At 64.7% G+C, this 17,894-nt stretch carries 13 protein-coding genes; 7 read left to right on the forward strand and 6 right to left on the reverse strand.

Going from position 1 to position 17,894, the window contains the following annotated elements:
* Positions 1 to 43 precede the first annotated feature (43 nt).
* The 6 genes from C0V72_RS07040 to C0V72_RS07065 all read left to right on the forward strand — a co-directional run bounded on the left by C0V72_RS07040 (position 44) and on the right by C0V72_RS07065 (position 8,923).
* A complete protein-coding gene (locus tag C0V72_RS07040) occupies positions 44 to 1,606 on the forward strand; it encodes a proton-conducting transporter transmembrane domain-containing protein (protein ID WP_101792797.1) in 1,563 nt (520 codons plus the stop codon).
* Positions 1,607 to 1,639: 33 nt separating this feature from the next.
* Positions 1,640 to 4,027, forward strand: coding sequence for a YbcC family protein (locus tag C0V72_RS07045; protein WP_199797775.1), 2,388 nt, complete (start codon positions 1,640 to 1,642; stop codon positions 4,025 to 4,027).
* Positions 4,028 to 4,255: 228 nt separating this feature from the next.
* Complete coding sequence (locus tag C0V72_RS07050; protein ID WP_172438943.1) at positions 4,256 to 5,644, forward strand: TolC family protein; 1,389 nt, start codon at positions 4,256 to 4,258, stop codon at positions 5,642 to 5,644.
* A gap of 35 nt (positions 5,645 to 5,679) precedes the next feature.
* Positions 5,680 to 6,657: an HlyD family secretion protein gene (locus C0V72_RS07055; protein ID WP_199797776.1), complete on the forward strand. Its 978-nt coding sequence runs from the start codon at positions 5,680 to 5,682 to the stop codon at positions 6,655 to 6,657.
* The gene (locus C0V72_RS07060) at positions 6,654 to 7,805 is read left to right on the forward strand and encodes an ABC transporter permease (protein WP_101792713.1); all 1,152 of its coding nucleotides are present in this window, start codon (positions 6,654 to 6,656) and stop codon (positions 7,803 to 7,805) included. Before C0V72_RS07055 ends, C0V72_RS07060 begins: the two co-directional genes overlap by 4 nt.
* Positions 7,805 to 8,923, forward strand: a complete 1,119-nt coding sequence (locus tag C0V72_RS07065; RefSeq protein WP_233999827.1) for an ABC transporter permease — start codon at positions 7,805 to 7,807, stop codon at positions 8,921 to 8,923. Before C0V72_RS07060 ends, C0V72_RS07065 begins: the two co-directional genes overlap by 1 nt.
* A 59-nt stretch (positions 8,924 to 8,982) precedes the next feature.
* Here the strand turns inward: C0V72_RS07065 and C0V72_RS07070 are convergent, their stop codons facing one another.
* The 5 genes from C0V72_RS07070 to C0V72_RS07090 all read right to left on the reverse strand — a co-directional run bounded on the left by C0V72_RS07070 (position 8,983) and on the right by C0V72_RS07090 (position 14,656).
* Positions 8,983 to 9,651: a hypothetical protein gene (locus C0V72_RS07070; protein ID WP_143704541.1), complete on the reverse strand. Its 669-nt coding sequence runs from the start codon at positions 9,649 to 9,651 to the stop codon at positions 8,983 to 8,985.
* Positions 9,652 to 9,812: 161 nt separating this feature from the next.
* Positions 9,813 to 11,336, reverse strand: coding sequence for a sodium:solute symporter family transporter (locus tag C0V72_RS07075; protein WP_172438944.1), 1,524 nt, complete (start codon positions 11,334 to 11,336; stop codon positions 9,813 to 9,815).
* A gap of 46 nt (positions 11,337 to 11,382) precedes the next feature.
* On the reverse strand, positions 11,383 to 12,012 hold the full coding sequence (locus tag C0V72_RS07080; protein ID WP_101792718.1) for a 2-dehydro-3-deoxy-6-phosphogalactonate aldolase: 630 nt from the start codon (positions 12,010 to 12,012) through the stop codon (positions 11,383 to 11,385).
* 47 nt (positions 12,013 to 12,059) lie between these two features.
* Entirely contained in the window at positions 12,060 to 12,923 is an 864-nt protein-coding gene (locus C0V72_RS07085; protein WP_324761525.1) for an SMP-30/gluconolactonase/LRE family protein, read from the reverse strand.
* Positions 12,924 to 12,925: 2 nt separating this feature from the next.
* Positions 12,926 to 14,656: an IlvD/Edd family dehydratase gene (locus C0V72_RS07090; RefSeq protein ID WP_233999830.1), complete on the reverse strand. Its 1,731-nt coding sequence runs from the start codon at positions 14,654 to 14,656 to the stop codon at positions 12,926 to 12,928.
* 233 nt (positions 14,657 to 14,889) lie between these two features.
* Here C0V72_RS07090 and C0V72_RS07095 point away from each other — a divergent pair, with 233 nt between their 5' ends.
* The gene (locus C0V72_RS07095; protein ID WP_101792724.1) at positions 14,890 to 15,840 is read left to right on the forward strand and encodes a Gfo/Idh/MocA family protein; all 951 of its coding nucleotides are present in this window, start codon (positions 14,890 to 14,892) and stop codon (positions 15,838 to 15,840) included.
* A 39-nt stretch (positions 15,841 to 15,879) separates the two neighbouring features.
* On the opposite strand, the gene C0V72_RS07100 is transcribed toward C0V72_RS07095, so the two are convergent.
* Positions 15,880 to 17,832, reverse strand: a complete 1,953-nt coding sequence (locus C0V72_RS07100) for a beta-galactosidase (RefSeq protein ID WP_101792727.1) — start codon at positions 17,830 to 17,832, stop codon at positions 15,880 to 15,882.
* Positions 17,833 to 17,894: the final 62 nt, after the last annotated feature.

The raw sequence follows: 17,894 nt of genomic DNA on the forward strand, positions 1-17,894 counted from the left end.
TTGGCAATGCGACCCACAGCTCTTCATGCCGGAGTGCCGCATCATGCCTGACGCCATTGCCTTTCCCATGCTCGCACCTTTGGCGCTGGTGCCTGTCAGCCTGCTCGCGCTGGCTCGCCCCGGCAAGCGTCCCGGGCACCTGCCGCGCTGGTCCGAAACCTCGGCGCTGGCCGCATTTGCTCTGGCATTGGCGGGCCTGATCCAGACCGCGCTTGCCGCGCCGACCGGCGCCGCGCTGCTGGACGGGCCGTTGGCGCTGGGGCTGCGCGCTGATCTGGTCGCCGCCAGCATGGCGAGCCTTGTTGGCTTTATCGGCTGGATCGTGATGCGCTACAGCCGCACTTACTGCGACGGTGAGGCCCGCGAAGGCGCTTTCCACGGCCTGATGCTGACCACACTCGCCGCTGTGCTGGTGTTTGTGCAGGCCGGCACGCTGCCCACCATGATCCTTGCTGCTGTTGCAGTGGGCCTCACGCTCAAGCGGCTGCTCTTGTTCTACCCCGACCGGCCCGAAGCCCAGCGCGCGGCGACCAAGTTTGCGCTGGTCTGGCACGCGGGTGATGCGATGCTGGTGCTGGCTGCCATCCTGCTGTTTGCCCGGTTCGGGACGCTGGACGTGACAGCTCTCTCCGGCGCTGCGGCAAGCATGGGTCTTGGCCTTGGCGGAACAATCGGGGTCGCCGCCCTTGTGGCTGCGGCTGCCTTGAAGACCGCCGCTTTCCCCCTGCACGGCTGGCTGACCGAGGTGATGGAGGCGCCCACCCCCGTCTCTGCTCTGCTTCACGCCGGGATCATCAATTCGGGCGGTGTGCTGCTGATTACAGCGGCCCCGCTGGTGCAGATGAGCACCGGCGCAATGGCCGCTCTGGTGATGATCGGCGGGCTGACCGCATTGTTCGGCGCCGCGGTGATGCTGACCCAGAGCGCCATCAAGACAGCGCTGGCCTGGTCGACGATCTCGCAGATGGGCTTCATGCTGCTGCAATGCGGCCTGGGACTGTGGACGCTGGCGCTGCTGCACATCATCGCGCACTCGCTGTACAAGGCGCACGCCTTCCTGTCCTCGGGCGGCGCGGTTGCCGAGGTCGCCAGCATCCGCCGCCCTGGCCCGGTCGCTGTGCCAAGCGTGGCTGCGGTGCTCAAAAGCTTCGCTTTGGCGCTGGCCATCTTCGCTGCCATTGCCGGCGCGTTTACCGCTGCCTTCGGGCCAAAGTCTCCGCAGGCGCTGGCGCTGGGTGCAATCCTGATCTTCGGGGTAGCCTACCTCGTCGCTCAAGGCCTTGCCGACCGCGCGCCGGTCGCCCTGACCAAGCGCACGGCGGGCGCGGCGCTGGCGGCGGCAGCCGGCTACTTCAGCTTCCAGACGCTGGCGCAGGCAATCTGGGGCCCGATCCTGCCCCCTGCACCGATGCCCGGCGAGCTTGAATGGGCCATGCTGGTTATCGCCGTGGCCAGCTTTGGTCTGGTCGCCTTTGCGCAAGCCTTGTTCCCGCTGTGGGCGCATCACCCGGCGACCGCAGGCCTGCGCGTCCACCTTGCCAACGGCCTGTACCTCAACGCCCTGCTTGACCGTGCGATCGGTGGCTTTCGCACCACCATCCGCTGAACCCCGCCTGAGATACGGAGAATTGCCATGCTGATGAACCACGCTGACATCGCCCCGGCCCGCTTCTCGGCGGTGCTTGAAGCCGCTGAAGCAGCCGGCCGCGCCATCCCCCCGGCTTTCCCGCTGGACGCGACTGTGGCGGTGAACCCCTTCCTCGGCCAAACCGGCGAAGACCTTGCCACCGCCGCCGCCCGGCTGGCCCGTGTTGCCGGTGTGCGCGTGACCCGCAAGGGTGCAGACTATGTCGCCGCCATCAGAGACGGCCGGATTGGTGCGAGTGATCTGGCACAGGCACTGGCCGCCTCGCCCTCACCGCTAAAGCCCGCAAGTGTCACGGCCTTGCGCGAAGTCGCAGAAACGCTGGGCGATGGCCCCGCCCCGCGCGCTCTGCCGACGGTTGCCGATCTGGCGGCGCAAGCGACCGGGATTGATTGGCCCGCGCTGATCGACAAGTGCATCGGCCTGTGGGCGGCCGGGCATTTTGATCGCGGCCAGGCGCTGTGGTCGCCTGCTCCGGGCGCTGACGCCTTCACCGCCTGGCGCGGCTGGGCGATGCATGACCTCACGCCGGAAATCGCCGGGCTTGAAGGCTTTTGCGCCCACGTCGCCTGCGCCCCGGACACGACCGAGCGGGCGATCCTGTCTGCCGCCGAAACGCTTGGGATCAACGACGACGCCGCACCGACCGCGCTCCACCGCCTTGCCATGAGCATGGGCGGCTGGGCACAGCATGCGCGCTGGCTGTTGTGGCAGGCCGAACTCGTCGGCGATACGGACCGCACTGTCATGGACCTGATAGCGATCCGTCTGATCTGGGACGAGGCGCTGCTGGTGCGCATCCCGCAAATCGCCGAAAGCTGGGCCGGGACCGTCGCGGAACACGCCGCGCCGATCAGCCCAAGCGCCGATCAGGTGGCGCTGGCGATCCTTCAGGACGCCGCCGACCGCGGCCACCAGCGCCGCCTCGCCGCCGCGCTGGAGGGCGCGCAAGACAGCTCAGGCCCGGCGGGCGAACGCCCCTTCCTGCAAGCAGCTTTCTGTATCGACGTGCGTTCCGAAGTGTTCCGCCGCGCGCTGGAATCGCTCGACACCGGGATTGAAACGATTGGCTTTGCCGGGTTTTTCGGCCTGCCGCTGGCGCACCACGCTCACGGCTCTGACATTCTCGAAGCGCGGCTGCCTGTGCTGCTGAACCCGGCGATGCACACCACCAGTGCCGGCGACCCTGCCGCGGATCAGGCCGACCGCATCGCCGCCCGCGGCCACCGTGCGTGGGGGCGGTTCCGGCAGGCCGCAGTGTCATCTTTTGCCTTTGTCGAGGCGGCAGGGCCGGTTTATGCGGCGAAGCTCATCAAGTCTGCGCTCGGCCTTGGCACAGCACCTCAGCCCGAACCCGCCCCCCAAGTCATCGGCGGAATGAGCGCTGAGGCCAAGGCCGATACCGGCGCGGCGGTGCTCAAGGCCATGAGCCTGACGCGCGGGCACGGCGAGGTCGTGCTGCTACTCGGCCACGGCGGCAACACCACCAACAACCCGCACGAAAGCGCGTATCATTGCGGCGCCTGCGGGGGTTATACGGGCGAAGTTTCGGCCCGCCTGCTGGCGATCCTGCTGAACGACCCCGAAACCCGCGCCGGGCTGGCATCACGGGGCGTTGACGTGCCGGAGGGCACGCTGTTTGCGGCCGGCCTGCATGACACCACCACCGATACCATCACGATCTATGACGATGGCCTGCCGGCCGCCCGCGCCGCCGAACTGGCCAGAGTGCGCCAGCTGCTGGCGCAGGCAGCGGCCATTGCCCGCGCAGAGCGCGCCGTGCGGCTGCCCGGCGCGCGCGCTGCCACCATCGCGCAGCGTGCGCAGAACTGGGCGGAAATTCGCCCGGAATGGGGCCTCGCCGGGTGTGCCGCCTTCATCGCCGCTCCGCGTAACGCCACCGCGGGCCGCGATCTTGGCGGGCGGGCCTTCCTGCACTCCTATGACTGGCAGGCGGACGCAGGCTTCGGCACGCTCGAACTGATCATCACCGCGCCGGTGGTGGTGGCGAGCTGGATCAGCCTGCAATATTACGGTTCGTGCGTCGCGCCCGAGATGTTCGGGGGCGGCAACAAGCTGATCCACAATGTGGTCGGCGGGATCGGGGTGATCGAGGGCAATGGCGGTAAGCTGCGGGCCGGCCTGCCCTGGCAGGCAGTGCACGACGGCGAAACTTTCGCCCACGAACCGCTGCGTCTGTCCGTGATGATCGAAGCCCCGCGCGAGGAAATGCTCAAGGTGCTGGAAAAGCACCCCGGCGTGCGCGCCTTGTTCGACAATGGCTGGCTGCATCTGTTCGCACTGAAAGATGGCAAGGTCGATGCGCGCTACCTTCCGGGCCTCGCATGGTCCGATCAGCAACCGGAAACGCTGGCTGCCTGATCGGCGCAGGCCCGAGAAACAGGGAGGCGCCTGCCCAACCCTGTTTGTTATAGCGCGGGGCACACGTGGCAACCGGCGATTGCCTGTCCTTGCGGCTCATGCCACACCGCTGCAAACACGCGCATTCAAGAGGATCAAGCAGCGGTTCGGCGGGGTGCGGCTTTTGCGGGCATGATGTGGATCTCCCCACGCACGCCTTGGCCATTGCGACGGGTGGAGGAGACGGAGATGCGATCTGCGGCAGTGACGCGAGGCGCGGGTTGGGCGGCGGTTTTTCTGGCTGCCGGGCTGGCCGCAGGCGTCGCTGCGCAAGAGCCGGACATGGCGCTCAGCTATGCCGAGGCGCAGGCGCGGTTTCTTGACCGGTCAGACGCGATTGATGCCGCCGATGCTGCCGTGCGGGCGGCCGAAGCGCGGCGCGATGCCACCCGCACACTTGGCCGGCCCGAGGTTGAGGTTGAGGCGCAGGTGCTCGATTTTCAGAAGACGCTGTTCTTGCCGCTGGGGTCGCTTGAACCGGTGGCCAACGCCTTTGGTATCGCAGACCCGCTGCGCTTTCGCATTCGCCGCTTTGTCTCACGGCCCATCGTAACAGCCACAGTGCCGATTTATGCCGGCGGACAGATGGCCGCGGCACGGGCCGGCGCAGCCAGCCGCGTAGCGATCGAGGAAGCCAGCCGCGAGGAGGCATCGGAGCAGGGGCTGGCGCAGCTCGCCCGCACCTATTTCGGGCGGCAATTGGCAGCGCAAGCGCTCACGATCAGGCAAGCGGTCGTTGCCGGTATCAGCGATCACGTGGCCGACGCGCGCGCCTTGGAGCGCGAACAGCAGATTGCACCCGCCCAGCGGCTTCAGGCTGAAGCGCAGCTTGAGCAAGCCCAACGCGAGGCCGAGAAAGCCGCCGCCGATCTCGCTGCAGCGGATATTGCGCTGGAAGGGCTGCTGCGCGCGCCGCTGCCGATTGAGCCCACCACCCCGCTTGCCGTCAGTGCGCAGCCGCTGCCGCCGCGCGATACCTTTATCGCCTCGGCCTTTGACCATCATCCCGGCCTCAACCGCCTTGAAGCCAATGTCAGGCTGGCAGGCGCGGGCGTCACCGCCGAACAGGCGCAGCTGCGGCCTACGGTGTATGGACTGGCGCAGTATAATCTGGACCGGCAGGACACCTTGGTGACCGATCCCGATTTCATCTTCGGCATCGGGGTCAAATACAAGCTCGCCTCAGGCATGGGCCGCCGAGCCGGCGTCGCCGCAGCACGTTCGACCGAAGCGCAGGCCGAAGCGGGCGTGCGCGAGGCGCTGGTGCAGATCGAAACGGGGGTGAAGATCGCTCATGCGCAGGCGCTCTCGACCCGCAAGCGGCATGACCTGTACGGCCAGACCATTGCGGCCGCCGATGAAGCGCGGCGGGTCGCACGCCTTTCCTTCCGCGAACTCCAGGGTACCAGCCGCGATGTCACCGACGCGGAACTCGCCGCCGGGCGTGTGCGGGTCGAACAAGCGCAGGCCGCCTACGAATATTTGGAGGCGCTGATATCACTGCTAGAAATCAGTGGGCAGATGGATCGCCTGCCAGAATTCCTTTCATCTTCAAACCAAGGCACGGGTAGCCAATGACCACAAGCGAAGCAGATTTGGCACAGTCTGGTAGCATGCAGCGCAAACTGTCAGCCACCGTGCTGGTGGTGCTGACCGTGGCGGTGGTGGGCCTGGGCCTGTGGCTGGCTTGGAGCCCGCAGGCCGGACAAGTCCAGGGCATTGTCGATGCACGCGAATACCGGGTTGCCAGCAAGGTGACCGGGCGGCTGGCGCAGGTGCTGGTCGCCGAGGGCGACACGGTCAAAGCCGGGCAGCTTCTCGCCCGCATCGATAGCCCTGAGGTCTCCGCCAAAGAGGCGCAGGCCAATGCCGCCGTCGATGCCGCGCAATCGCAGGCCGACAAGGCGGAAACCGGCGCGCGGCGGACCGACATTTCGGCCGCAGAGGCGCAGTGGCGGCGGGCGTCAGCCGCGTCCGATCTGGCCCGGGTCACGTTCGAGCGGGTCAACCGGCTCGCCAATGAAGGCGTGGTTGCGGGGCAAAAGCGTGATGAGGCGCGCACGAACATGATCGCCGCCCAGCAGGCGGAACGCGCGGCCCGGTCGCAATATGATGCGGCACTGTCCGGCGTGCGGGTCGAGGATCGCCGTGCCGCTGCCGCTCAGGCTGCGCAAGCACGCGGCGCTGCTGCCGAAGTCGCCGCAGCCCGGTCCGAAACCCAGATTATCGCCCCTGCCAAGGGCGAGGTCGGTCGGCGGCTCGCCCAGCCAGGCGAAATCGTCAGCGCCGGCTATCCGGTCATGCTGCTGACCGAGGTGCAGGCGCCGTGGGTGACAGTGACCTTGCGCGAAGACCAGCTGCAAGGCGTAAAGGTCGGCAGCCAGCTTACCGGAAACATTCCTGCACTCGGTGTGCAAAGCGCGACCTTCAAGGTCAGCTTCATTGCGCCGGCAGGCGATTACGCCACCTGGCGCGCCACCCGGCAATCGGAGGGCTTTGATGTCAAAGGCTTTGAAGTGCGGCTGGTGCCGGTAAAGCCGATTGCGGGCCTGCGACCGGGAATGTCGGTGCTGTTCGCTTGGCCGCAATGACCGAGCGGACCGGGTTTCGGGCAAGCTTTGCGCGCGAATGCCGGTTTATTGCGCGCAGCCCATGGGATCTGGCTGTGGTGACGTGGATCCCGTTGCTGCTGTGCGGCATGATTGCATGGCAATTATCGGGCGGGGTCATCCGCGAATTGCCCGTGTTGCTGGTAGCGCAGGATGAGAGCGCGATCAGCCGCGATCTGGCGATCAGGATTGAAGCCGCCCCCGGCCTGAGGCTTGCAGGCACCGTGCCCGATCTTGCCTCCGCCCAGCAACTGATCCGTTCGCACCGGGCGCACGCGGCGCTGCTGGTGCCCCGCGAGACCGCCGAGCGCACGTTGCAAGGACAGGCCCCGGTTACCCTCTATTTCAACGCCAGTTACCCCGCTGCCGCCGCGGCAATACAGCGCGAGTTTGGCGCTGTGATTGATGCAGCCAACGCGCGGCAGGCAACCGATCGGATTGCGCCAGTCCTCCCGCAAGGCAGTGTCCGCCCTGCACCGGTGCGCGCGGTTATAGCAATCGCCTGGAATGCACCTGCCAGCCAGGAATTTCAGCTCGTCAGCCTGCTGCATCCCGCGCTGCTGCATCTGATTTTCATGCTGGCGGTCGTTTCGGCCTTCGGGCGCGAATTGCGCGACGGTTCGATTGGCCCTTGGGCGCCCAATCTCGCCGGGCTGGCAGGCAAGGCTGCGCCCTATCTCGCCGTGTTCACAGGCTGGGCCATGCTTGCGATCTTCTGGCTTGCCGGCGTGCGCGGTTGGCATTTTGCCGGTTCACCGCTCGTGCTGCTGACCGGCTATGCGATGATGTATCTGGCCTATCTCGGGGTCACGTTGCTGATGGTGGGCGGCACGCGAACGCTCAGCCAGTCGCTGTCGATGACCGGACTTTATGCAGGGGCTTCCTTCGCCTTTGCCGGGGCAATCTTCCCGCTGGAGCAGGCCAGCGCATTTGCGAGGATCTGGGGCAATGCCCTACCCTACACCCATTTCGCGCGGTTGCTGGCGCGCACGTGGGTAGCCCCGGGGAGCGGCACCGCGCTGGCAGGGCCGATATTGGCGATGCTGGCGATTGCGCTGGTAACGGCTATTCCTGGCACATTGCTCTATCTGCGGGCCGCGCGCGATCCCGGCAGTTGGGGACGGCGCTGATGTGGGCTGCGTTCCAGGCTCTGTTTGCAGCGATCAGAGCAGACCGGGCGGCGGCCTTGTTGTTGCTGATGTCGCCGGTGATTTACGCCGGTTTCTACCCCAGCGCCTACACCGATGAGGTTGTCAGCCGGGCGCCGGTCGTTGTGGTCGATCACGATCGCACCGCTGCCAGCCGCAACCTCATCATCAAGGTCAGCGGTGCCCAGCAAGCCGAGATTGTCGCGTACCTGCCCGCCGCAGCCGAGGCCGAAAACTGGATGGCCGATGGCCGGGCGGTGGCAGCGCTGATCATTCCCCGCGGATTTGGCGAAGAAATTGCGCGCGGCACCGCCGGAACAGTGCTGCTGACCGGGCATGGGGGCTATCTCCTGCGCGCATCCAGCGCTCTTGGCGGGATCGGTGTAGCGCTCGGCCAGACAGGCCGGGACGCGGCGCGAGAACAGGCGCGTGCGGCCGGCCCGCCAGCGCCGCCTGCTTTGATGCTGATACCACGGCCGCTGTTCAACACCCGGGAAGGATATGGCGCGGCAGTGTTTCCGGGCGTCGCCTTTGTGATCATTCACCAAAGCCTGCTGCTGGGTCTGGCGCTGCTGGCCGGGACAGCCCGCGAGCAGATGGGGCGAGGCCTGCGGCTAACCGGAGCGCAATTGGCAGGCATTGCGCTCGCCGCGGGTGTCATCGGAATGCTTGAAGTGGGCTGGTTCGTCGGCATGGTGTTTTGGTGGCATGATTACCCCCGTGCCGCAGCGCCGCTGCTTGACGTTGTTATGGGAGCGATATTGTTTGTGGCTGCCACCGTGGCCGCAGCGCTGGCCTTGGCGAGCCTTTTCAAGACGCGCGAACGCCCGCTCCAACTGCTGCTGGCGGTTTCACTGCCGCTGTTCTTCTTGGCCGGCCTGTCGTGGCCAGCCGAAGCAACGCCGACCTTGTTGGTTATCGCTGCGCGTTTGTTTCCCACATCATCGGGGTTGGAAATGATGGTGGGCCTCAATCAGATGGGCGGTTCGCTGAAAGATTACTGGCCTGCCGCGCTCAACCTTGGCTTGCTTACGCTGCTGTTTGGGACCGTTGCCACCTGGCGATGGGTGTCTGGCAAGGACGTGCCCCCGGCGAGCTGATTGGCCCGCACCGCGTTAACCGTTCGGGACGGTCGGCCCGTGGGCCATGTGAGCCAATCTCACAAACGCTCGCCCCTGCTGTCCAGCAGATCCATCTTGTAGGAGCAGCCGAACAGGGTTTTGCCCGGATGGCTGCTGACATTGGAAAGGTTCCGCGAGATTACCGTGCGCTGGCGCCAATTGTCCTCCCCGAACGGCGGCCCGATTTCGTCCACCAGAACAGTCTGACCCAGAAATTTTCGCAGCACCGGTGCGGGCTTGTTGTGAGATTCCTGCGGGCTGGTGCCATCTGCTGATTGTTCGCCCGTCGCGGCCTGCATCTCGCGGACGAGCGCTGCGATCAACGGGTCGGTGCCGATCTGATTTTCAACCCCGACCTGCCCCGCAATGGCGTTAGGGTCTTCAAGATCAAGCACGGCCATGATCCCCGTGGAAGTGAAGGCAATGTGATCGGTCGTCCAATTGTCTGTGACGAAAATCTCGCTGGGTAGTCTGAATTCGAGCAGAAATGGGTTATCGCTGTCGATCTTCTTCCAGCCCCGCTGCCTGGAGATCTCGTCGTTCGTGCCAATCGACAGAGCGAAGCTGTTGTAGGTTGGCGCATCGAGGTAGCAGTTGATCGCATCGGAAACATCGACCGTCGCTGGATCAAAACTTTCTTCTCCAATGCCGCCCTCAGACGCTGCAACCACCAGAACTGCGGCGAGCAACAAAGGCATCATGCTCATGTCGTCTCCCCCCAACACCATCTTCGGCTGGTTCGAAAAACCATCGGTTCAACACAATCGGATGATCTGAACAGCGGATCGGCCTGCACCCGCTCGCCCTCCGATGGTTACCCATAGGCCTGCGCCTTTGCCCACTCAATATCAGCAGGACGGTTATCACTTCAGCGCGCGTGAACCGTGCCCCGCCGCCCCTTTGCCCCCGGCCCAATGTAACGGGCCTGATTGCCGAACAGCAGCCGATTTGCGCCCAGTCCCACCATCACCGAACTGACGAGTACGATCAGCATCACGTCGATATAGTGCAGCCCGCCCAGCCCGATGTGCTGGTAGAAGGTTTCGCCAGGGTAGAACACGCCGGGCACGTACAGCACAAAGCTGTGCAGCGCATAGACGCTCACACCATAGAGCAGACCGATAACCGCTGCGCGCGCATCGACATTTGCGAACAGCAACCCGGTGATGAAGGCGGATAGCACCGGCATCGACGACAGGCCATTGAGTTCCTGCAACAGATTGATGATGCTGCTGGCGTTCTCGAACGCCTGAATCATGATGATCGACGAAACGGTGAATGCCGCCGATGCCAATGCCGACAACTTCCAGAAATTGTCGATTTTGCGCACGAACTTGTCATGGAAATCCAGCGCATAGAGCGCGACTGAACTGTTGAGAATTGCGCTGGTGTGCGCAATCACCGCAGCCGCCATCAGGGCTGCAAACATGCCTGACATCCAGCCCGGCAAGACATGGGCAACCACGCGCCCGTAGGTGGCATCGCCCATGGGGCCGAACAGCTTGTAGCCGACCACGCCCGGGATCACCACGATCGCAGGGATCACAGCCACGCGCAGCACGGCGGCCGCCATCACGCCCTTCTGCGCCTCGCGCACGGTGGGCGCGGTCATCGCCTTTTGCGTAATGTTCTGATTGGTCGACCAGTAAAAGATCTGGATGAACAGCATGCCGGTGAACAGCGTGTGGAACGGAATGGGCGACTGCGCCGACCCGATCATGGAGACACGCTCGGGCGGAACGCCGCTGACCAGGTCGAAATCGACCGCGTACAGCGCGAGCACGACGACCAGCAACGCAATCGCCAGCACGCCGATGCCGGAAAAGGTGTCCATCACCGCCACCGCCTTCAGCCCGCCGGTAATGGCATAGATCGCAGCGATCACCGCCATCGGCACGGCGAACCACAGCAGCGGCCAGTCCACCCCGAACATCGATTTCAGAAACAGGCTGCCTGAATAGAGCGCCGCGGGCAGATAGATCAGGATATTCCCGAGCAGGAAGATCGCGGAAATCACCGTCCGAACGCTGCCACCCTGGTAACGCCGCTCAAGCAGTTCGGTGACCGTGGTGCACTTTTCGCGGTAGTAGATGGGCACGAACACAAAGGCGAGGATCATCAGCCCGACAAAGCCCGCCAGTTCCCACCACGCAAGCAGCAGCATCTGGTTGCCGTTCATCCCGACGAGCTGTTCGGTCGACAGGTTTGTTAGCGTGATCGAGCCGGCAACATAGATCCACGTCAGCGACCCGTTAGCGAGAAACACTTCCCTGCCAGAGCCGGAATGGGGCGCGGCCGGTCCGCGCACCTTCAGCCATGTTGCAACCGCGATCAGCACCGTAATGCCGATAAAGACGGCAATCTGGCTTGAACCGATGATCTGCTGAGACATGCGCTGTGGTCCTATCGAATGCGTACTGGGGCGGACTGGCGCAGGCTCATTTGACAGCAGCCACAAAAGCGCGCGCGTCTTTCGCCACATCAGCGGCAGACTTGCCGGGCTTATAAAGGCTTGATCCCAGCCCAAAGCCGCTGGCCCCGGCAGCGCGCCATGCTGCCATGTTGCCGGCATCGATCCCGCCGACCGCCAGCACCGGCAGATCCTTGGGCAATACCGCGCGGTGCGCTTTCAGCACGGACGGCGGCGTTGCATCGGCCGGGAACAGCTTCAGCCCATGCGCACCGGCGGCCAGTGCGGCGAAGGCTTCGGTCGGAGTGTAATAACCGGGCAGAGAAATCAGTCCCGCGGCCACGCTGCTGCGGATCACATCGGGGTTGGTGTTGGGCGATACGATCAGCGTACCGCCGCACTCGGCGACCCGGGCGACCTCAGCCGTATCGGTGACTGTTCCGGCACCCACAAGCGCTTGGCCACCCAGCCGCTGGGCAAGGCGCGCGATGCTGTCGAACGGCAGGGGCGAATTGAGCGGCACTTCAATCAGCGTAAAGCCGGCATCCACCAGCGCATCACCCACCGCATCCACTTCGTCCGGCGTGATACCTCGCAAAATCGCGACCAGCGGGCAGGCGGAAAAGGCAGCGGCGAACCGGTCGGCAGTGGAGGTCATGGCAGCAGCTTTCTGTTACGATGGATCATGCATGCAGGCGTGCTGGCTCACCCGCCGAAGCGGTGCGGGACAAAGCCCTTGCGGCCGGTCTTCACCTCGAACAGCGCGCCGCCGTGTGGTTCGTCGACATCAGCAGCGGCGGAGGTGACAAACATCCGGTCGAGGTCAAGTCCGGCAAAAGTGCAACTGCTGATCTGGCTGGCGGGCAAGGCGATTTCCTGATCGATGCGGCCATCCGACAGCAATCGCACCACGCGGCCCGCGCCCCACAACGCCACCCACAGTCCGCCATCCGTATCGAACGTCATGCCATCGGGCTTGCCTTCGTCCGCGTGAAACTGGCGAAACAGACTGCGCTCACCAAGGTTGCCTTCGGCATCGATGGGAAAGCGGTAAATCCGGCCGAGCACGCTGTCGGTATGATAGAGGACGCATCCATCCGGACTGATCGCCGGGCCATTGGCCACGGTATAGCCCCGATCGAGCACATGCACGGTACCATCCGGGTCCAGCCGATAGAGGTTGCCCGAAGCGCGATCAATCGCGGTTGGCATGGAGCCGGCAAAGATGCGGCCGCGGTCATCGGCCTTGGCATCGTTCAAACGGTTGGTGGGCGGATGATCGGGCGGCACCGCCAGCGCAGTCATCACGAAGGGTTCAAGGTCGATCCGCGCAAATCCCGAACGCAGCCCGGCGATAAAGCCCTGCCCCCCCGCGCGCTCGATCACCCAGCCGATCATGTCCGGCACTGCCCATTCGGTAACGGCGTCACTCGCCAGGTCGAGGCGGTTGAGCCGCTGGCCAATGATATCCACCCAGAACAGCGCGTTGTGCGCCGGCGACCACAGCGGGCCTTCGCCGAGCAGATCGGCACGGTCGCGCGCAATGACGCGGTAGGGGAGCATCGCCATCGTCAATGGCTGTCTCGCGGCAGTCCGCGCGTCTGCGCTATCCGCTGATAGGGGATAGCAGATTCGATCACTGCACCGCCGGGATATTGCCCGGTCAGATTGCGGCTGATTTCCTGCCAGGGTGTTTGCGATGCTGGCACCTCATATCCACCCGATGCTTCGAGCGCAGCGCGGCGCTGTGCCAGTTCATCCTCGGTTACCAGCATATTAGCCGTGCGCAGATTGAGATCGATCCGGATACGGTCACCGGTGCGCAGCAGTGCCAGGCCGCCGCCCACCGCCGCTTCCGGGCTGGCGTTAAGGATCGAAGCGCTGCCCGATGTGCCCGATTGGCGGCCATCGCCGATGCAGGGCAAGGCGTCGATCCCGGCCCGGATCAAGGCAGCAGGGGCGCGCATGTTCACAACCTCGGCGCCGCCCGGGAAACCGATCGGGCCAACACCGCGAATGACGAGCAGGCACTGCGCATCGATGGCAAGCTCCGGATCGTCGATCCGCGCGTGATAATCCTCCGGCCCGTCGAAAACGATCGCCCTGCCCTCGAACGCGTTCGGGTCTTCGGGGTTGGAAAGGTACATCGCGCGGAACTGCTCGGAGATAACGCTGGTTTTCATGACGGCAGCGTCGAACAGGTTGCCGGTGAGCACGGTCAGCCCGGCATTCGGCAACAAGGGATCAGCCAGCGGACGGATCACCCGCACATCCTGCGAGACAGCATCGGCGTTGTTTTCTGCCACGGTCTTGCCGTTCACAGTCAGCGCATCACCATCGAGCAGCCCGGCGCGGAGCAGTTCGCCCACCACGGCCGGAACGCCGCCCGCGCGGTAGTAGTCCTCACCCAGATATTCCCCGGCCGGCTGGAGATTGACCAGCAGCGGCACCCCTGCCCCGTGCTCCTGCCAATCCTCAAGCGACAGCTCGACGCCCATGTGCCGGGCGATGGCATTGAGATGGATCGGCGCATTGGTCGACCCGCCGATCGCCGAATTGACCCGGATCGCATTGAGGAACGCGGCGCGGGTAAGAATGTCCGAAGGCTTGCGGTCGGCCGCAACCAGTTCCACCGCCTGCAATCCGGTTTCATAGGCTGATTGCGCGCGGTCGCGATACGGCGCGGGGATCGCGGCAGAACCCGGCAGCGACATGCCCAGCGCTTCGGTCAGCGAATTCATCGTGGTCGCAGTACCCATCGTATTGCAAAAACCGGTCGACGGCGCCGAGGACGCGATCAATTCGATAAAACCGCGATAATCGATTTCGCCAGCAGCCAGCATTTGCCGGGCCTTCCAGATGATCGTGCCCGAACCCGTCCGCTCGCCCTTGTGCCAGCCGTTGAGCATCGGCCCGACCGAAAGTGCGATTGCCGGAATATTCACCGTGGCTGCCGCCATCAGGCAGGCAGGCGTGGTCTTGTCGCAGCCGACAGTCAGCACCACGCCGTCGATGGGATAGCCGTGCAGCACTTCGACCAACGAGAGATAGGCCAGATTGCGGTCGATTGCGGCGGTTGGCCGTTTGCCAGTTTCCTGGATGGGATGAATCGGAAATTCGAGAGGAATGCCGCCTGCATCACGAATGCCGTCACGCACACGTTCGGCCAGAACGAGGTGATGCCTGTTGCACGGCGCAAGATCGCTGCCGGTTTGCGCGATGCCGATGATCGGGCGGTCCGATTGCAGCTCGGCGACCGAAAGACCGAAGTTGAGATATCGTTCGAGATAAAGCGCGGTCATGTCGGGATTGGCTGGATTGTCGAACCATGCGCGCGAGCGAAGTGGCTGTTTTCCCGCATTTGCGCCGCCAGCATCGACGGCAAGGTTCCCGGCAGCTGTCGTCGCAGTTGGCGCCGCATGAGGCGCGCCGCGCGCGGTTTCTTCAGTCATTATTGGCCCTTTGATCTCTTCCGGAATGGCAAATTCCGATCGCCCTGTCTATTTGTCAGATAATTATACCGGAAAGGCTCCCCATGAACAGACCCATTCGACCGTCTCACGTTCACCCGGCTCCCATTCGTCTGGCGCTTGTCGGGATCGGCAAGATTGCCCGCGATCAGCATCTTCCGGCGATTGCCGCAAACCCGGATTTTGCGCTGGTCGCCGCGGTCAGCCGCAATGCGGTGATCGATGGGGTTGCCAATTTTCGTGAACTGGATGCGCTGATCGCGAGTGGGCTCGAAATCGATGCCGTGTCGCTGTGCACGCCGCCGGTGGGCCGCCACCGCATTGCTGCTGCGGCACGCGCGCAGGGATGGCACGTCATGCTCGAAAAGCCGCCCGGCGCGACCTTGGGGGAAGTGCGGGCTTTGGCTGCGGCGCCCGGCCCGACGCTGTTTGCAAGCTGGCACTCGCGGGAGGCGGCCGGGGTGCCAGCCGCAAAAGCCTTTCTCGCCGAAACCCGCGTGACTGCCGCGCACATTTCGTGGCGCGAAGATATCCGTCAATGGCACCCGGGGCAGGAATGGATCCTTGAGGCGGGCGGACTGGGCGTGTTCGATCCGGGGATCAATGCGCTGTCGATCCTGACCGAGATTCTCCCCGGCCGGGTGCGGCTCGAATCGGCCATTCTCGATTTTCCAAAAGGCCGCGGTGCGCCCATTGCCGCCAGTCTCGCGCTCGTCCACGACGAAGCCGCCCGGATCACAGCCGAGTTCGATTTCCGCCAGGAAGGCCCGCAAAGCTGGGACATCACGGTCGAAACTGATGCCGGGCCACTGATGCTTCACGATGGCGGCGAACGCGTGACCATCGCCGGCGCTGCGCAAGATGTCGACGGGATTGGCGAATATCCCGCCCTCTACCGCCAATTCGCCTCGCTGATCGCCGCAAACCTTAGCGATTGCGATCTGGCCCCGTTTGAGCTGGTCGCCGATGCCTTCCTCGTTGGCCAGCGAACGGAAAGTCCGCCCTTCACTTTTTAAGAAGGCATCGGCTGTGGCTGGGTCCGCTCGCATGCGGGCTCAGCCGTGGGTCCAGATCGCCAGATCATGCGCACCGATCGCGGGACCGCCGAGCAGGAATGCTGCACCATCTGGCGCCGGAGCGGGCACTGGGGCCGCGCCATAATTGAAAGCAAACGTCAGCGCGCCGCGCCGGCGCAGACGCAAGGCGCCGGTAACCGGTGTAACGGCTATGCCTGCCTCGGCGCACAGATCCGAAAACAGCGCGCTGAGCAGAGCATCGTCGGTCAAGGCGGCCAGATAATGCACCCGCCCATGGCGAACCAGCGCCGGCGCGCCATCCTCATATTGCCCGATCACAGCCGCTTCGCCCGGATCGATAGACTCGCGCCACCGGGTCGAAACATAGTCCGCCCCGTCATACGCCAGAACGCCCGGACAATCGGGCCGCAGCGTTTCAACCGAAAGCACGCGGATCGGCAGCAACGCCTTGAGCGGCCCCGGGGCAAGCCCGTCGGGAATGGTGACATCGCGGGTTTTCGCGCCGGATCGCGGACCGATGACCACCAGCGCGTCGGTATCGCGCAGCGCCTCCACGGCGGCAGGCGTCGGCATAGCAAGGCACGGCGCGAGCACCAGCTTGTAACCGGAAAGATCAGCGCCGGGCGCCACGAAATCGACATCGAGCCCAAGCTGGCGCAGCGCGCCGTACCAGCTCCACAGCAGCGCGGTGTAGTCATAGCCTGCGCCTTGCCGCTCGATCGCGCAAAGCCACTGGGCCTCGACATCAACGATCATGGCCACGGGCGCCTGGGTCGTTTCCGGCAGCGTAATGTCGCCAAGCTCGGCCGCGAGCTGGGCGATTTCAGGCCAGGCTTCAGCCTCGGTCGAATCCGGACGGAGCAGGCCGGCATGCATTTGCTCCTGCGCAAACGGTGCCTGCCGCCAGCGGAAGAAGCTGACCACCGCCGCACCGTGCGCGAAGGCTTCCCAGCTCCACAGCCGCACCATGCCCGGCGCAGGGCGCGGATTATGGCTTGCCCAGTTTACCGGCCCCGGCTGCTGCTCCATCACCCAGAATGGCCGGCCCGTGAGCCCCCGCGTCTGATCGAACAGCACCGCTTGAAAATCGGGATGGCCGGTGCGCATCCACGGCCGGAATTGCTCCGCCGTCATCGCGGCCAGCGCCAGATCGGCGCGGCCCAAGGGGTAATTGTCGTAAGAGGCAAAATCGAGCGGAGCGGCAAGAGCGTGATTGTCGATCCCGGTTTCGTGCATCGGAATGAAATTGTGCGTGATGAAACGCCCCGGCGCGTGCGCGCGCAGAATTGCCACGGCTTCATCGTGAAATGCGACGACCGCTGCCGAGCTGGAGCGGAACCAGGCCATGCGGTGCGCCGGGCTGGTTTCGGTCACCGCGCCGACCGGAAGCTCGATCTCATCGAAACTGCGGTATTCCATCGACCAGAAGACATTGCCCCAGGCAGCATTGAGCGCGGAGATCGTGCCATATTGCTCTGCGAGCCAGGCGCGGAAACCATCACGCGCGGCAGGCGAGGCACTGAGCGTGGTGTCGTGGCAACACAATTCGTTGTCGGTCTGCCAGCCAACAACATGCGGGTTCTCGCCATAGCGCTTGGCGAGCACTTCGGTAATGTTGCGGGCTGCTGCCAGCCACGCCTGACTGGAAAAATCCGTGTGCCGACGGGATCCGAAACCGCGCGTACGGCCGGTGGCGGGGTCGACTGGCAGTATTTCGGGATGCTGATCGATCAGCCATTTCGGCGGGGTCGCCGTAGGCGTGCACATGACCACTTTCAGCCCGGCAGCACCCAGCACATCGATCGCGCGGTCAAGCCACAGAAAATCGTAGCGGCCAGGATCAGGCTCCATCCGGCTCCACGCAAACTCGCCGATACGGACCATGCGAAGGCCCAGCGCGTGCATGCGCGCAGCATCGCTGGCCCACAATTCCTCGGGCCAATGTTCGGGATAGTAGCAAACGCCGAGCATATCGATCTCTCCAGATTGCGCAGGCGGCGGCAGCTCATGGCCGGCAGCGCGCGTTACGCGCC

It is taken from the genome of Porphyrobacter sp. TH134 (assembly GCF_002855495.1).
In the GTDB taxonomy this organism is placed as follows: Bacteria; Pseudomonadota; Alphaproteobacteria; order Sphingomonadales; family Sphingomonadaceae; genus Erythrobacter.

Coding starts and splice junctions, on each gene's coding strand:
- C0V72_RS07075 (WP_172438944.1), bottom strand. CDS start 11,336: ATGTCTCAGCAGATCATCGGTTCAAGCCAGATTGCCGTCTTTATCGGC.
- C0V72_RS07090 (WP_233999830.1), bottom strand. CDS start 14,656: ATGACCGCGCTTTATCTCGAACGATATCTCAACTTCGGTCTTTCGGTC.
- C0V72_RS07100 (WP_101792727.1), bottom strand. CDS start 17,832: ATGCTCGGCGTTTGCTACTATCCCGAACATTGGCCCGAGGAATTGTGG.
- C0V72_RS07065 (WP_233999827.1), top strand. CDS start 7,805: ATGTGGGCTGCGTTCCAGGCTCTGTTTGCAGCGATCAGAGCAGACCGG.
- C0V72_RS07050 (WP_172438943.1), top strand. CDS start 4,256: ATGCGATCTGCGGCAGTGACGCGAGGCGCGGGTTGGGCGGCGGTTTTT.
- C0V72_RS07080 (WP_101792718.1), bottom strand. CDS start 12,012: ATGACCTCCACTGCCGACCGGTTCGCCGCTGCCTTTTCCGCCTGCCCG.
- C0V72_RS07045 (WP_199797775.1), top strand. CDS start 1,640: ATGAACCACGCTGACATCGCCCCGGCCCGCTTCTCGGCGGTGCTTGAA.
- C0V72_RS07085 (WP_324761525.1), bottom strand. CDS start 12,923: ATGGCGATGCTCCCCTACCGCGTCATTGCGCGCGACCGTGCCGATCTG.
- C0V72_RS07070 (WP_143704541.1), bottom strand. CDS start 9,651: ATGAGCATGATGCCTTTGTTGCTCGCCGCAGTTCTGGTGGTTGCAGCG.
- C0V72_RS07060 (WP_101792713.1), top strand. CDS start 6,654: ATGACCGAGCGGACCGGGTTTCGGGCAAGCTTTGCGCGCGAATGCCGG.
- C0V72_RS07055 (WP_199797776.1), top strand. CDS start 5,680: ATGCAGCGCAAACTGTCAGCCACCGTGCTGGTGGTGCTGACCGTGGCG.
- C0V72_RS07040 (WP_101792797.1), top strand. CDS start 44: ATGCCTGACGCCATTGCCTTTCCCATGCTCGCACCTTTGGCGCTGGTG.
- C0V72_RS07095 (WP_101792724.1), top strand. CDS start 14,890: ATGAACAGACCCATTCGACCGTCTCACGTTCACCCGGCTCCCATTCGT.